Here is a 13,336-nt window from a genome sequence, read left to right as displayed (position 1 = left end):
AACACTGCCGCCATTGCCGGAAGTCGACTTGCCATTTCATTCCACCCGCCCATTAATCAGACTTTCGGAAACATGGCCGCACCGTCACGGGGCGAGCATCCTCTGCCTGACAAACGATCAGAACCGCTGCGGGACACGGCTCCCGCGGCTCGCCGGGACCTCCACCCGGCGCGCGAGGGCCCGGTAGAGCCCGTCCACCTGGGTGATCACGCCGCGAATATCATGATGTTCCGACACGTGTTCCCGTGCCGCCGCGCCGAGTCGTTCGCACTCGATCCGGTCGCCCAGGATCCCGGACATCCGTTCGGCCAGCGCCACCGGGTCACCGGGCGCGACCAGGGCCACCGGGCGGTGTGCCGGCGGCAGGCACTCACGGGCCCCCGGCACGTCGGTGAGGAGCACCGGGCGGGCCGCCGCCATCGCCTCCAGCGGGGCCAGCGCCATCCCCTCCCAGCGGGACGGCAGCACCACCAGGTCCGCCGCCGCCAGCCACGGCCGGGGATCCGGCACGTCCCCGGCCAGCCGCACCCGGGACGGCTCCGGCAGCGCCCGGACCCGCTCCGCCACCGCCGCCGCGTCCGGCCCGCCGCCGACCAGCGCCAGCCGGGCACCCGGGATCCGCCCGACCACCCGCGGCCACGCGTCCAGCAGGACGTCCTGGCCCTTCTGCCGGCACAGCCGGCCCACGCAGACCGCGAGCGGCGCGGCCTGGTCCAGGCCCAGCACCATCCGCGCGTGGCGGCGCGCGGCGGAGTCCGCGGGCGCGAAGTGGCGGAGGTCCACCCCGTTCGGCACCACCTGCCAGCGGGCCTCCAGGCCCGCCGCCACGCCGTCCGCGCGCTCCTGCTCGCTCACGCACAGCACGCGGTCCGCCCAGCGGGTCGCGAACCGCTCCCAGCGCAGCGAGGCCTCGGCGAGCCGGCCCTCCACGGCGGCGAAGGACCAGGCGTGCGGCTGGAAGACGGTCGGGACCGAACCGCGGGCCGCCAGCCGGCCCGCCAGGCCCGCCTTCGCACTGTGCAGGTGCAGCACGTCGGGCGCGGCGCCGCGGACGATCCGGCGCAGCCGCAGCGACTCGGCGGCGGTGGACGGCCCCGGCGAGCGCTCCGCCGGCCACTCCAGCACCCGGGCGCCGGCCGCCAGCGCCTCCGCCGTCAGCCGTCCGCCCGGCGGGCACGCCACCAGCACCCGGCACCCCGCCTCGCGCTGGCCCTTGACCAGGTCCACCACCACGCGGGCGACACCGCCGTCGACGGGCTGGGAGACGTGAAGGATCGTCATCTGCACCCGGCGGAGCCTAGATCCGCGTCAGTGCCGCAGGTCCCCGCGTTCACCCGTCCCGGGGAACGGGTGCACTCGCACGAGCGACAGCGGGGGCGTGGGACGCCCCCGCGCCGCCGATCCGGGCTAGAAGTCTGATGAAGATGTTGGGTTCTGGCCTCGTCGCGTGTGCGGTGGGGCCAGACTCGTTTCGTGGCGATGGGGGAATGGGCTGGGGAGTTGGTCGGGCCGGATGTGTGGGAGACCTGCCGGGAGTTGATCCCGGCCGGGAGTGTGTTCGCGTTCCTGGCCGAGCACCGGGAGGCCCTGTTCCCGGGCTCGATGTTCGCGGACATGTATCCGTCGAGGAACGGGCGGCCGAGTATGCCGCCGCAGGTCCTGGCGGCGGCCGTGGTCCTGCAGAGCCTGCACGGCCTGTCGGACGTCGACACGGTCCAGCAGTTGCGGTGCGACCTGCGGTGGAAGGCCGCGTGCGGGCTCGGCCTGCACGACACCGCGTTCGACCCGTCGCTGCTGGCCTACTTCCGGCGCCGGCTGCAGCGCTCACCGGATCCGAACCGGTTGTTCGCCCGGGTCAAGGAGGTGGTGGCGGCCACCGGCGTGCTCAGGGGCAGGCAGCGGCGGGCGCTGGACTCCACCGTGCTGGACGACGCGGTGGCCACCCAGGACACCGTCACCCAGCTGATCGCCGCGATCCGCCGGGTGATCCGGGACGTCCCCGACGCGGAGCGGACCGCCGCCGCGTGGTGCACCGCCCACGACTACACCGACCCGGGCAAGCCCCGCATCGCCTGGAGTGACGAGGCCGCCCGCACCGCACTGGTGGACGCCCTGGTCACCGACGCGCTGAACCTGCTGGGCCGCCTGCCCGAACGGCCACTGGACGAGAAGGCCGCGGACGCCGTCGGACTGCTGGCCCTGGTCGCCGGTCAGGACGTCGAGGTCGCCGACGGCTCCGACGGACGCGACGGCCGATGGCGGATCGCCCGCGGCACCGCCCGCGACCGCATCGTGTCCACGGTGGACCCCGAGGCCCGGCACATCCACAAGAACCGCACCCGCCACCAGGAGGGCTTCCGCGCCCACGCCGCGTTCGAGCCCGAGACCGGTCTGCTGACCGAGGTCGCCCTCACCGCCGGCACCGGAGCGGACAACCACGAGGCCGCCGTCGCCCAGGACCTGCTCGCCGACGAGACCGGGACCCTGACCGTCCTCGGCGACACCGCCTACGGCACCGGCGACCTGCGCGAAGCCCTCGAGGACGACGGCCACACCCTGATCATCAAGCCCCCGCCACTGCGGCAGGCCGTCCCCGGCGGCTTCACCGGCGACGACTTCCACGTCGACACCCACGCCGGCACCGTCACCTGCCCCGCCGGCCACACCAAACCCCTCGGCCGCCCGGATGCCAAGGGCGCCCGGGCAGCCCAGTTCAAGAAGCTCTGCACCGACTGTCCCCTGCGCGATCGGTGCACCCGCTCCAAGACCGGCCGAGCATTCCAGGTCCACGCCCACTACGACCGCCTGAAAGCCGCCCGCGACCAGGCAGCCGACCCCGACTGGCAGGCCGAATACCGCCGCTGGCGGCCACCGGTCGAACGCGCCATTGCCTGGCTCACCGCACAGGCCAACCGCCGCGTCCCCTACCGAGGCGTCCTGAGGAACGACACCTGGCTCCACAACCGCGCCGCCGCACTCAACCTCCGCCGACTGATCAACCTCGGACTCACCCGCACCCGCCACACCTGGACCATCACCCCCACCACCACATAGCGCAGAAGGGCCGCCCCAACCGGGACAGCCCTCCCAATGCCAAGATCTTCATCAGACTTCTAGAGCTGGTCGGCCAGGTTGGCGAGCACCTGGTCGTGGATGCGGTTGAGGCCCTTCGGCGCGAAGGTGCGCTCGAAGAAGCCGCCGATGCCGCCCGCGCCGGTCCAGCTCGCCTCGACGGTGACCCTGGCCTGCGCCTCACCGACCGCCGACACCGTCCAGGTGATCACCATCGAGGAGTTGGCGTCGGTCTCCACCAGCTTCTCCGGGCTGGGCGCGGAGACGGTGAACAGGCAGTCCCGCACCCGCTTCTCGGTCGCCTGGAGCTTCCAGTGCACCTGCGTCCCCGCGCCGGTGCCGCCGGCCCGCACCTCGTACTCGCTGTACTGCGCGGGCAGGATCTTCGGCCGGGTCCCCGTGTAGTCGGCCAGCGCCTCGTACACCCGCGTCGGCGCGGCCTGGTAGACCCGCTCGGTGGTCGCGTACACCTTGCCCATCAGTGGACTCTCCTCGCTCGTTCCTTCGGTGCCCCGTCTCGGGTCCAAGCCAACCACCGCGCCCGGACGCCGCCAAACCGGGGGCCCGGGTCGCCCGGGCCGCTCGGGCTAGAGTGGCCGGATGCTCGAAAAGGTGACCGCCGTCCGGTACGTCGACCCGCTGCGGGCGGGCGGATCGGTGCCCGGCGTGGTGGAGACCGACGACCTGGGCACCTACGTGGTGAAGTTCACCGGCGCCGCGCAGGGCCTGAAGGCGCTGATCGCCGAGGTGATCGTCGGTGAACTGGCCCGCCGGCTCGGGCTGCGGGTGCCGCCGCTGGTGCTGGTCGACTTCGACCCGGCGGTGGCCGCCGCCGAGCCGGACCAGGAGATCCAGGACCTGCTGCGGGCCAGCCGCGGCGTCAACCTGGGCATGGACCTGCTGCCCGGCGCCCGCGACTTCCGCCCCGGCATGATCGAGGTCGCGCCGTCGGAGGCCGGCCGGATCGTCTGGCTGGACGCCCTCACCGGCAACGTCGACCGCACCGTCCACAACCCCAACCTGATGGTCTGGCACGGCCGGCTCTGGCTGATCGACAACGGCGCCGGGCTGATCTTCCACCACCGCTGGTCCGGCGCCCGCGCCTCGCTGCTCAAGGCGTACGACCTCAGCGGGCACGCGCTCGGCGCGCACGGGCCGGACGTGGCCGCCGCCGACCGCGAGCTCGCACCCCGGGTGACGGCCGAACTGCTGCGCGAGGTGGTCGCGCTGGTCCCGGACGCGTGGCTGGCCGACGAACCGGGTTTCGGCTCCCCGGACGAGGTCCGGGAGGCGTACGTGGGCCACCTCGCGGCCCGCGCCGCCGGGTCCGCGCACTGGCTGCCGACCTGCTTCGCCACCCCCGAGGAGTTGCGGGCCGCCGAGGAGCGGAAGGCCGCCGCCACCCTGGCCGGCCGGCCGGCGTGGCTGAAGCAGGTGCCCAACCGGGCCGGCCTCGCCTCCGTCGAGCAGGACTGGAGCCGACACGTCGGGGATTGACCCCGGGGCGGGTCCGCCCCCGATACTCGTTCAGGTTTTCGGACGATCCGAGGGGAACGAATGCGCGGGGGCAGGGTGGCCGTGGTCGGCGGCAGCATCGCGGGGTGTGCGGCGGCACTCGCCGCCTGGCGGGCGGGCGCCACCGAGGTGGTGGTGTTCGAGCGGAGCGCCGAGCGGCTCCAGGACCGGGGCGTCGGCCTGGTCCTGCACAACGACCGGTACGCGGAGCTGGAGGCGGCCGGGCACCTGGACGCCGGCATGCCGTGGCTGCCGATGGAACGCCGCCCGTGGATCGTCCGGGACGGCGAGGACCGGGCCGGACGCACGGTCGGCGCCCTGGAGTTCCCGTTCCGCGCGTACGGCTGGAGCTCGCTCTGGAGCGGCCTGCGCGACCGGCTGCCGGACGCCGTGGACCACCGGACCGGCACCGCCGTCACGGAGGTGCTGCCCGAGCCGGACGGCGCGCGGGTGCGGCTGGCCGACGGCACCGAGGAGCGCTTCGACCTGGTGGTCGGCGCGGACGGCTACCGCTCGACGGTCCGCAGCGCCATGTACCCCGGGCTGGAGGCCGAGTACGGCGGCTACGTCGCCTGGCGCGGCACCCTGCCCGCCGCCGACCTGCCCGGGCCGGCCGGGGCCTTCCCCGAACGGGACGCGCCGACCATCGTGTACCCCGGCGGGCACATGATCATCTACCGGATCCCCGGAGCGACCGGGGTGGACGTCAACTGGGTCCTCTACGCCACGCCGCCGGGCGCGGCCGACACCCCGCCCGGACGCGAGCTCACCGACGAACTGCGGGAATTCCAGCAGGATCTGATGGACCGGCACTTCCCGCCGTTCTGGCGCGAGACGGTGCGGCGGACGCCCGCCGAGGCCGCGTTCGTCCAGCCGATCTACGACCTCGCGGTCGAGCACGTCGCGCGGGGCCGGCTGGTGCTGCTGGGGGACGCCGCGGCGATAGCCCGGCCGCACACCGGCAGCGGCGCGATCAAGGCGCTGCAGGACGCCGCCGTGCTGGAGGAGGCGCTGCGCCCGGACGGCGGCCTGGACGCGGCGCTGGCGGCGTACGACGCGAAGCGGGCGCCGGTCGGGAAGGCGATCCTCGGCCTCGGCCGGAGCCTCGGGCGCGCGCTGGTCCAGCAGACCCCGGACTGGGCCGCCCTGGACCAGGCGGCGCTGGACGCGTGGTGGAGCACCACGGGCGGGCAGACGGGCGGGGTGGCGCTGCTCTCGCCGGGCCGGCGCTAGACGCGACGAAGGGCGCGGGGACCGCGGCTCGCAGCCGGGCCCACGGGAGTGGGCGGCTGGTCGCGCGGGTCCCCGCGCCCCCGGTGACCAGGGTCAGCGGACGGCCTTGGCGGCGTTGATGATGCCCGCGCCGTAGAAACCGTTGTAGGCGGTGACGCCCTCGCAGGTGGCCTTGTAGGCGCCGTCGCCGGTCGGGTCGAAGCTCGCCGGGCAGGCGTGGGCGTCAGCCTGGGCCATCAGCAGCGCGCGCAGCGCGTCCGGGCCGGCCCACGGGTGGGTGGAGGCGAGCAGCGCGGCGACGCCCGCGGCGTGCGGGGAGGCCATCGAGGTGCCCTGCATGTAGGCGTAGCCGCCGCGCACGGTGGAGAGGATCCGGCCGTTCTGGTCCGGGGTGTCCGGGATCTGGAAGCGGCGGTCGCCGCCGGGGGCGGCCACGGTCGCCTTGCCCAGCCCGTAGCTGGAGTAGTAGGACTTGTCGCCCTTCACGCCCACCGAGGTGGTGACCACGACGCCCGGCAGCTCGGTCGGCAGCGACAGGCAGTCGTTGTCGATCTGCCGCTCGACCGGGGTGGTGTCGTCGGGGCTGGAGGTGTCGGTGGTCTTGTGGGCGAGGTCGTAGTTCTCGTTGCCCGCCGCGGCGACGTTGAGCACGCCGCCCTGCCGGGAGAACTCCACCGCGCGCCGGACGCCGGTCATCACGGCGGCCTGGTCGGGGTCGCCGGCGCAGTTGAACAGCCACGGGTCGATGTAGTAGCTGTTGTTGGTCACGTTGAAGTGGTGCTGACCGGCCCAGACGAAGCCGCATATCGCGTACTCGGGGTAGATGAAGCCGCCGTCGTCGACGACCTTCACCGCGGCGATCCGCACGTTCGGCGCGATGCCCTCGATGCCCTTGCCGTTCTTGGCGGCGGCGATCGTCCCGGCGACGTGCGTGCCGTGGTCGCTGGTGGTGGGCTGCCAGGCGGCCCAGGTCTGGTCCGCCTTGCCGCTGAGGCAGGAGGCGGAGAGCGAGGGGTCCACGTTGGCCGCGAGCTCCTCGTGGGTGGCGTCGACGCCCGAGTCGAGCACGCCGACCACGACGTTGCGGCTGCCGAGGGAGGTCTGGTGGGCGCGGTCGACGCCGATCTGGCGCATGTCCCACTGGTTGGCCCAGAGCGGTTCGCTGCCGTCGGACGGCGCGGCGGCGGGAGTGGCGACCCGTTCGACCGCGGAGTCCATCTCGGTGGCGAGGATGCCCTTGGTCCGGCTGGCGCCGACCGACTGCACCGCGTTGGACTTGCGCAGGGCCGCGGCGAAGCCGGGGTCGTCCGAGCGGGCGATCACGACGCCGATCTGCTCGTACGAGGCGACGACGGTGCCGCCCGCGGCGGCGATCTCGCGCTCGGTCTTCTGGACCTGACCGTGGTTGGCCTTGGTGTTGACCACGTAGCTGAGCAGTGGCCCGGCCGCCTGGGCGCCCTGGGGGGCCGCCGCGGCGGTGCCGGCCGGCAGGGCGATGGCGCCGGCGGTGGCGAGCGCGAGGCAGGCCGCCGCGATCCGGGTCCGGCGTATCCGAGGAACACTCATAGGGGTTGACCCTCCCGAGTCTCGTCGTGCGTCCCGGTGTGGTGACAGGGACACGTGAGTTGATCGGACGCTAGTGAACGCTCGTTATCCGCCGCAAGGGTCGTGCACACGTTTTCGACACATGGACGGGTGCCCGGTCCGCTGTCAGGCCGGACCGGGCACCCGGGTCTATCTGGTGGGGCGTCAGCCCCCGAAGAGCTCACCGTAGGTCGCCATCGCGGTGGCGATGTCGGCCTGCGCCCAGAAGCGGTGGTAGGTGAAGACCGGCGCCGCGCCGCCGTCCAGGTAGGCCTGGACCTTGGCGAAGGCGGGGTCGTTCTTGTACCAGGAGCGGATGGACAGGAAGGTGGACGCGGAGCTGATCGGGTCGCCGTTCGGCATGGTCCCGGTCCAGCCGGACGGCACGGACAACGAGTCCTTGAACCGGCTGTAGTCCGTGCGGGTCTCCGGGACGGAGATGCCCAGCGCGTCCTGGTTGTTGCCCCACATGCCGTCGAGCAGCTTCTGCGCGGCGGTCTTCGCCGCGGTGTTGCCGGACTTTGCGGCGTAGTAGGACAGCAGCTTGGCGTAGGAGCCGGCCACGCCGACGTCCTGGGTGTAGTCGACCACCGACACGTGCAGGCCGGTGTTGGCGCCCGGCGCGGTGGCGTTCCAGGTGTCCGGCTTGCCGCTCCAGGCGAGCGTGGACGGGATCCGGTAGCTGCCGTCGGCGTTGAAGGTGGTGTTGGCCAGCGCCCAGGTCACCCACTTGTCCAGGACGGCCTTGGCCCGGGTGTCGCCGCTGGCGTAGTAGTACTCGGCGACCCGCTCCAGGCCCCAGGCCTGGAAGCCGAACCACTGGTTGGACGGCGGGTCGTGGTAGACCGGCGCCTCGTCGTAGTACATGCCGTAGAAGGTCGGGGTGCCGGCCGGCGGGGTGGCGTAGCTGCCGTCCCAGCTGTTGGTGGCACCGCCCGCGATCGCGCCCTCGCTGGACTGCAGCCACTGCACGAACTCGACCTGGCGGCCCAGGCTGGTGGTCCAGTCGGCCTTGCCGGTGGCCGACTTGGGCGCCATCGCGGCGTCGTTGACCAGGGCGTAGGCGGCCATCGGGTTCTGGTAGCCGCCGTGCGCGGCCCCGTCGCCGATCCGCCAGGCCCAGCCGGCGTTGGTGTCGGTGGCACCGCCCCAGGCGTAGTACCAGGACAGCAGGTAGTGCGAGGAGTCCTTGCCGGTGCCGGCGGCGCAGGTGGAGGGGCCGACGCAGTTGCCGATCTTCTTGAAGTACTTGTCGAAGAACGAGTACCGCAGGTAGTCGCCCATCTTGCCCGCCTTGGCGACGGTGGTGGCGACCTGCGAGCCGTTGCCCTGGGCCTTGGCCCAGGTGTCGGCCCAGTACGCGGCCTGGATGGCGCGCGCGTCGGCGTCCGGCGCGTCGGTGAACTTCCACTGCTTGGCGTAGGAGCTGTCCTTGACGAACAGGTCCAGGTAGCCGTTCTTGCCGCCGTAGACCATCTTGTCGCAGGTGGGCTGCGGGATGGTCTCCCACACCGACTCCTGCGCGCCGCGCTGGTAGGTGTTGATGTAGGACGGGCCGGTGTCGGCCGGTCCGGCCTCGCACTTGCCGGGCGAGTTGCCGTAGCCGTAGACGTTGTCGACGTCCTGCAGCCAGTGCATGCCGTAGATGTCGTCGGTGCCGTACGCGCTCTTCAGCTCGCCGGCGATCGGGTCCTGGCCGGCGGTGACCGAGGTGTCCAGGGCGGCCGGGTAGTCGCTGGGCAGCGGCCGCTCGGGCGCGTAGGTGGCCGGCTTGGAGGCGTTGTAGAAGGAGTTGGTCGGCTGGTCGGCGTGGGTGGGGATCATGTACGTCTCCATGAGCGTCCACGCCGCGTTGAACTTCGACCAGTCCTTGGTCACGCGTCCGTACTGCGCCTCCAGCCACAGCAGGTAGCTGTACGCCTCGGAGGTGGTCTCGTGGCCCTGGTCGGGGGCCTCGACCAGCAGGGTCTCCACCGAGTGGTAGGGGATGCCCTCCGGCGAGAAGTAGCCGTTCGCCGGGTCCTTGATCTTGTTGTAGAGCTGCAGGAAGCGGTCGTTGTACACGCCGGTGCCCGCGGCCAGCTCGGTCACCGACACGCTGGAGGCGGTGTAGCCGGTGGCGGAGGAGGTGAAGGTCGCCGAGCCGGTCGAACTCGCGTCCGCGGTGAGCGTGACGGTCTGCGGGGTCGACCAGTTCGCCGGGGTGAAGGTCAGCGTCGCGCCGCCGGTGACGCTCAGGCCGGTGTTGCCGGCCGAACGGGCGGTGGTGACGGTCACGTTGGCGGCGGGCTGGGACGACAGCTTCAGGGTGAAGGTGCCGGTCTTGCCCTGGGTGACCGACAGGCTCACCGGGGTCGCGGTGATCTGCGGCCCGGCGGCGACCGTGATGCCCGCGGGGGTGGACTCGCTGGAGGCGCCGAGGCTGTCGTACGCCTTGGCGTAGATCGAGTGGCTGCCGGAGGCGGCACCGGTCCAACTGAAGCTGTACGGCGCGCTGGTGGCGGTGCCGATCAGGGTGGTGTTGTCGTAGAACTCGACCTTGGAGACGGTCGCGCCGTCGCTGGTGGTCGCCGTGGCGGTCAGCGGGATGGCCGCCCCGGCCGCGTAACTCGCCCCGGCGGAGGGGCTGGTGAGCACGGTGACCGGCGCCGCGTGGGCACCGGTGCAGGCGGTGCCGTTGACCGAGAACGCGGTCGGCTTGGCATTGGTGCCGCTGTACGCGAAGTTGGCCCCGGCGGAGACCGAGCCGCCGGCCGCGATCGTCCCGTTGTACGCGGCGTTGGTGACCGAGACGTTCTTGCCGGACTGCGACCAGGTGCCGTTCCAGCCGGTACCGGACAGCGTCTGGTTGCCGGTGTAGGCGTACGCGAGCGTCCAACCGTTGATCGCGGCGGTGCCCTTGTTGTTGATCGCGACGTTGGCGGTGAAGCCGCTGCCCCAGTCGTTGACCGAGTAGTCGACGGTGCACTGCAGGGCGGCGGCGGAGGCCGGAACGGCGATCGCGGTGGTGAGTCCGCCGGCCAGGAGGGCCAGCGCGGCGGTCAGCGCGGAGACGCGCGGTGGGGACATGACGGCTCCAGTCGGGTGGGGTGTGGGGGAACCAGAACTGTGGGAGCGCTCCCAAATATCGGGAGGCGGTCAGCGGCTGTCAAGAGATTGCGCAGGACTTGGTGTTGGCAACTCCCTTGACCGTGGCTATGGTTCGGGGCGGGCCTGTGGGAGCGCGCCCATTTTTGCCACTTCGAGGAGTGGGACATGTCCCTCCGCACCACCGCCCTGGCGACCGGAGCGGCACTCGCCGTCGCCGCCGCGGCCACCCTGTCGTTCTCCGGGGCCGGCGCCGCCTCGGCCGCCACCACCGCCTGTACCGTCGACTACGCGGTCAACGACTGGGGCAGCGGCTTCACCGCCAACGTCAAGATCAACAACCTCGGCACCGCCGCGATCAACGGCTGGACGCTGACCTACGGCTACACCGGCAACCAGACCCTCTCCGGCACCGGCTGGAACGGCACCTGGTCGCAGTCCGGCAAGAACGTCACCGTGGTCAACGCCGCCTACAACGGGACGATCGCGGCCGGCGGCTCGGTCTCCGCCGGCGCCAACTTCGCCTACAGCGGCAGCAACGCGGCCCCGACCGCCTTCGCGGTCAACGGCGCCGCCTGCACCGGCGCGCCGGTCTCGCCGACGCCCTCCCCCTCCGGGTCCGTGTCGACCTCGCCGTCCCCCAGCGCGTCGGCCTCGCCGTCCCCGTCGCCCTCGGGCTCGGCCACCACCCCGCCGCCGAGCGGCGCCGCGCCCGCACTGCACGTGGCGGGCAACTCCCTGGTGAACGACGCCGGTTCGCAGGTGGTGCTGCACGGCATCAACCGCTCGGGCACCGAGTTCATGTGCGTCCAGGGCTACGGCTTCTTCGACGGCCCGACCGACGCGGCGGCGATCGCCGCGATCAAGAGCTGGAAGGGCGTCAACGCCGTCCGCATCCCGCTCAACGAGGACTGCTGGATCGGCACCTCCAACGTCAAGCCCGAGTACGCGGGCGCCAACTACCGTGCGGCGATCAAGACCTGGGTGGACGCGGTGCGCACCGCCGGGCTCACACCGATCGTCGAGATGCACTGGAGCCGCGGACAGTACACCGGCAACTCCTCGGGCTGCGCGGACACCAACGCGACCTGCCAGAAGCCGATGCCGGGCGCCGACGCGGTGCCGTTCTGGAGCTCCGTCGCGGACACCTTCAAGGGCGACGACGCGGTGGTGTTCGACCTGTTCAACGAGCCCTACCCGGACCGTGCCGAGTCCTCGCTCACCCAGGCCTGGCTGTGCTGGCGCGACGGCAGCTGCCCGGGCATCCCGTACCAGGTCAGCGGCATGCAGAAGCTGGTCGACACGGTGCGGGCCACCGGCGCGAAGAACGTGATCCTGCTCGGCGGCCTGGCGTACTCCAACGACCTCGGCCAGTGGGCGGCCCACAAGCCGACCGACCCGACCGGCAACCTGGGTGCGGCCTTCCACGTGTACAACTTCAACACCTGCTCCAGCGTGTCCTGCTTCGACTCCACGCTCTCCCCGGTGGCCGCGCAGGTGCCGCTGGTGCTCGGCGAGATCGGCGAGAACGACTGCGCCCACGGCTTCATCGACCAGGTGATGGCCTGGGCCGACGCGAAGAAGCTCTCCTACCTGGGCTGGACGTGGAACACCTGGAACTGCGGCTCCGGCCCGTCGCTGATCAGCTCGTACGACGGCACGCCGACCTCGTTCGGCGCCGGCCTGAAGGACCACCTGGCGGCGATCGGCTGACCCGGCCGGCCGAAGTGGCCGAAGTGGCCGGTTGTGGTCACAACCGGTAGAGGCGGCGGGCGTTGGCCCCGGACGTCCGGCGGGTGATCCGGCCGGCGTCCGCCGCCGTGCACGCGCCGTCCCGCTGCCACCCGGCCAGCAGGACGGCCAGCGCGTGCCGGAACTGCGCCGCGCCGGCCAGGTACAGCTCGGGCAGGCCGTACGCGTCGGTGGAGAACAGCACCTGGTCGAACGGGGCCACCTCCAGCACCTCGCCGAGCACGGCGGCCGCCCGGGCGCCGGTGTGCGACAGGGTCAGCCCGACGTCCACGGACACGTGCGGGAAGCAGTGCGCCAGCCACGCCGCCGTGCGGTGGTACGGGTAGCAGTGCAGCAGCACCACCGGCACGCCGCGCGGCCCGGCGGTGCGCAGGAAGTCGGCCAGCAGCGCCGGGTCGCCGTCGGCCGGGCGCAGGTCCGGATCGCCGAGGCCGGTGTGGAACTGGATCGGCAGCCCGCAGTCCAGCGCCGTCCACAGCAGGTGCCGGCCGAGCACCGGGTCGGCGAGGCGGGTGCGCGGGCCGCGCAGCCACTGCCCCGCCGCGCGCAGCACCTCGGCGGCGGAGGGCGGCTCGGGCGGGACGGCGAGGCCCGAGCGGTACGCCAGCACCGACTTGAACGCGACCGCGCCGCCCGCGGCCGCGCCGTGCAGCGCCTCGGCGGTGGCCGCCAGCCAGCCGGCGGGGCCGGCGGCGTCCCGCGCGGTGCGTTCGGCCACCGACTCCAGGCGGACCACCTCCCGGACCCGCGCGCCCGCCGCGGCGCCGAGTTCGGCGAGGGGGAGCAGCGGCCGCCCGGCCGCCGCGGTCAGTCCGGTGTCGACCAGCAGTGCGTCCAGCCCCGCGGCGCGCAGCAAGGTGCCCGCCGGGTCCGGGAGTTCGCGGCGGCGGGCCAGGTAGTCGGCCGGCTCGGCGAGCGCGGGCAGCCCGAGCGCCGGTGCGCACCAGCGGCGGACGGCCAGGCCGATCGAGCTCTCCCAGCGGGAGGTCCCGGGCGCGGGCGGGAGGTCCGACTCGGTGAGCAGGGCGGCGAACGCCGCGTCGTCGAGGTCGCCGGCGAGCACGCTGTGGCAGTGCTGGTCGATCATCGCCGG

General features: G+C 72.9%; 9 protein-coding genes. 4 read left to right on the top strand and 5 right to left on the bottom strand.

What is annotated here, in order from left to right; genetic code table 11:
- Positions 1-117 precede the first annotated feature (117 nt).
- A complete protein-coding gene (locus ABEB06_RS27140; protein WP_345699511.1) occupies positions 118-1,281 on the bottom strand; it encodes a glycosyltransferase in 1,164 nt (387 codons plus the stop codon).
- A gap of 198 nt (positions 1,282-1,479) precedes the next feature.
- Between ABEB06_RS27140 and ABEB06_RS27135 the strand changes: the two genes are divergently transcribed.
- Complete coding sequence (locus ABEB06_RS27135; protein WP_345701881.1) at positions 1,480-3,054, top strand: IS1182 family transposase; 1,575 nt, start codon at positions 1,480-1,482, stop codon at positions 3,052-3,054.
- A gap of 59 nt (positions 3,055-3,113) precedes the next feature.
- Here ABEB06_RS27135 and ABEB06_RS27130 read toward each other — a convergent pair whose 3' ends face one another.
- On the bottom strand, positions 3,114-3,551 hold the full coding sequence (locus ABEB06_RS27130) for an SRPBCC family protein (RefSeq protein WP_345699510.1): 438 nt from the start codon (positions 3,549-3,551) through the stop codon (positions 3,114-3,116).
- A gap of 121 nt (positions 3,552-3,672) precedes the next feature.
- Here ABEB06_RS27130 and ABEB06_RS27125 point away from each other — a divergent pair, with 121 nt between their 5' ends.
- Both ABEB06_RS27125 and ABEB06_RS27120 read left to right on the top strand, forming a co-directional pair.
- Positions 3,673-4,569 carry a HipA family kinase gene (locus ABEB06_RS27125; protein ID WP_345699509.1) on the top strand — a complete coding sequence of 299 codons (897 nt, stop codon included), beginning with the start codon at positions 3,673-3,675 and terminating at the stop codon, positions 4,567-4,569.
- A 60-nt stretch (positions 4,570-4,629) separates the two neighbouring features.
- Positions 4,630-5,820, top strand: coding sequence for an FAD-dependent monooxygenase (locus ABEB06_RS27120; protein ID WP_345699508.1), 1,191 nt, complete (start codon positions 4,630-4,632; stop codon positions 5,818-5,820).
- Between the two features lie 93 nt (positions 5,821-5,913).
- On the opposite strand, the gene ABEB06_RS27115 is transcribed toward ABEB06_RS27120, so the two are convergent.
- Positions 5,914-7,386 carry a S8 family peptidase gene (locus tag ABEB06_RS27115; protein ID WP_345699507.1) on the bottom strand — a complete coding sequence of 491 codons (1,473 nt, stop codon included), beginning with the start codon at positions 7,384-7,386 and terminating at the stop codon, positions 5,914-5,916.
- A gap of 183 nt (positions 7,387-7,569) precedes the next feature.
- Complete coding sequence (locus ABEB06_RS27110) at positions 7,570-10,473, bottom strand: glycoside hydrolase family 48 protein (protein WP_345699506.1); 2,904 nt, start codon at positions 10,471-10,473, stop codon at positions 7,570-7,572.
- A 186-nt stretch (positions 10,474-10,659) separates the two neighbouring features.
- On the opposite strand from ABEB06_RS27110, the gene ABEB06_RS27105 reads away from it, so the two are divergent.
- Positions 10,660-12,204: a cellulase family glycosylhydrolase gene (locus tag ABEB06_RS27105; protein ID WP_345699505.1), complete on the top strand. Its 1,545-nt coding sequence runs from the start codon at positions 10,660-10,662 to the stop codon at positions 12,202-12,204.
- Positions 12,205-12,241: 37 nt separating this feature from the next.
- Here the strand turns inward: ABEB06_RS27105 and ABEB06_RS27100 are convergent, their stop codons facing one another.
- Positions 12,242-13,330: an amidohydrolase family protein gene (locus ABEB06_RS27100; protein WP_345699504.1), complete on the bottom strand. Its 1,089-nt coding sequence runs from the start codon at positions 13,328-13,330 to the stop codon at positions 12,242-12,244.
- Positions 13,331-13,336: the final 6 nt, after the last annotated feature.

The sequence above is a fragment of the Kitasatospora terrestris genome (assembly GCF_039542905.1).
GTDB lineage: Bacteria > Actinomycetota > Actinomycetes > Streptomycetales > Streptomycetaceae > Kitasatospora > Kitasatospora terrestris.
Note: the sequence above shows the minus strand (reverse complement) of the source record. Positions and strands in the feature narration are given on the sequence as shown.

What these genes read in the sequence shown, in the direction of transcription:
- ABEB06_RS27100 (WP_345699504.1), bottom strand. Translation starts at nt 13,330, where the DNA reads ATGATCGACCAGCACTGCCACAGCGTGCTCGCCGGCGACCTCGACGAC.
- ABEB06_RS27125 (WP_345699509.1), top strand. Translation starts at nt 3,673, where the DNA reads ATGCTCGAAAAGGTGACCGCCGTCCGGTACGTCGACCCGCTGCGGGCG.
- ABEB06_RS27110 (WP_345699506.1), bottom strand. Translation starts at nt 10,473, where the DNA reads ATGTCCCCACCGCGCGTCTCCGCGCTGACCGCCGCGCTGGCCCTCCTG.
- ABEB06_RS27130 (WP_345699510.1), bottom strand. Translation starts at nt 3,551, where the DNA reads ATGGGCAAGGTGTACGCGACCACCGAGCGGGTCTACCAGGCCGCGCCG.
- ABEB06_RS27135 (WP_345701881.1), top strand. Translation starts at nt 1,480, where the DNA reads ATGGGGGAATGGGCTGGGGAGTTGGTCGGGCCGGATGTGTGGGAGACC.
- ABEB06_RS27115 (WP_345699507.1), bottom strand. Translation starts at nt 7,386, where the DNA reads ATGAGTGTTCCTCGGATACGCCGGACCCGGATCGCGGCGGCCTGCCTC.
- ABEB06_RS27120 (WP_345699508.1), top strand. Translation starts at nt 4,630, where the DNA reads ATGCGCGGGGGCAGGGTGGCCGTGGTCGGCGGCAGCATCGCGGGGTGT.
- ABEB06_RS27140 (WP_345699511.1), bottom strand. Translation starts at nt 1,281, where the DNA reads ATGACGATCCTTCACGTCTCCCAGCCCGTCGACGGCGGTGTCGCCCGC.
- ABEB06_RS27105 (WP_345699505.1), top strand. Translation starts at nt 10,660, where the DNA reads ATGTCCCTCCGCACCACCGCCCTGGCGACCGGAGCGGCACTCGCCGTC.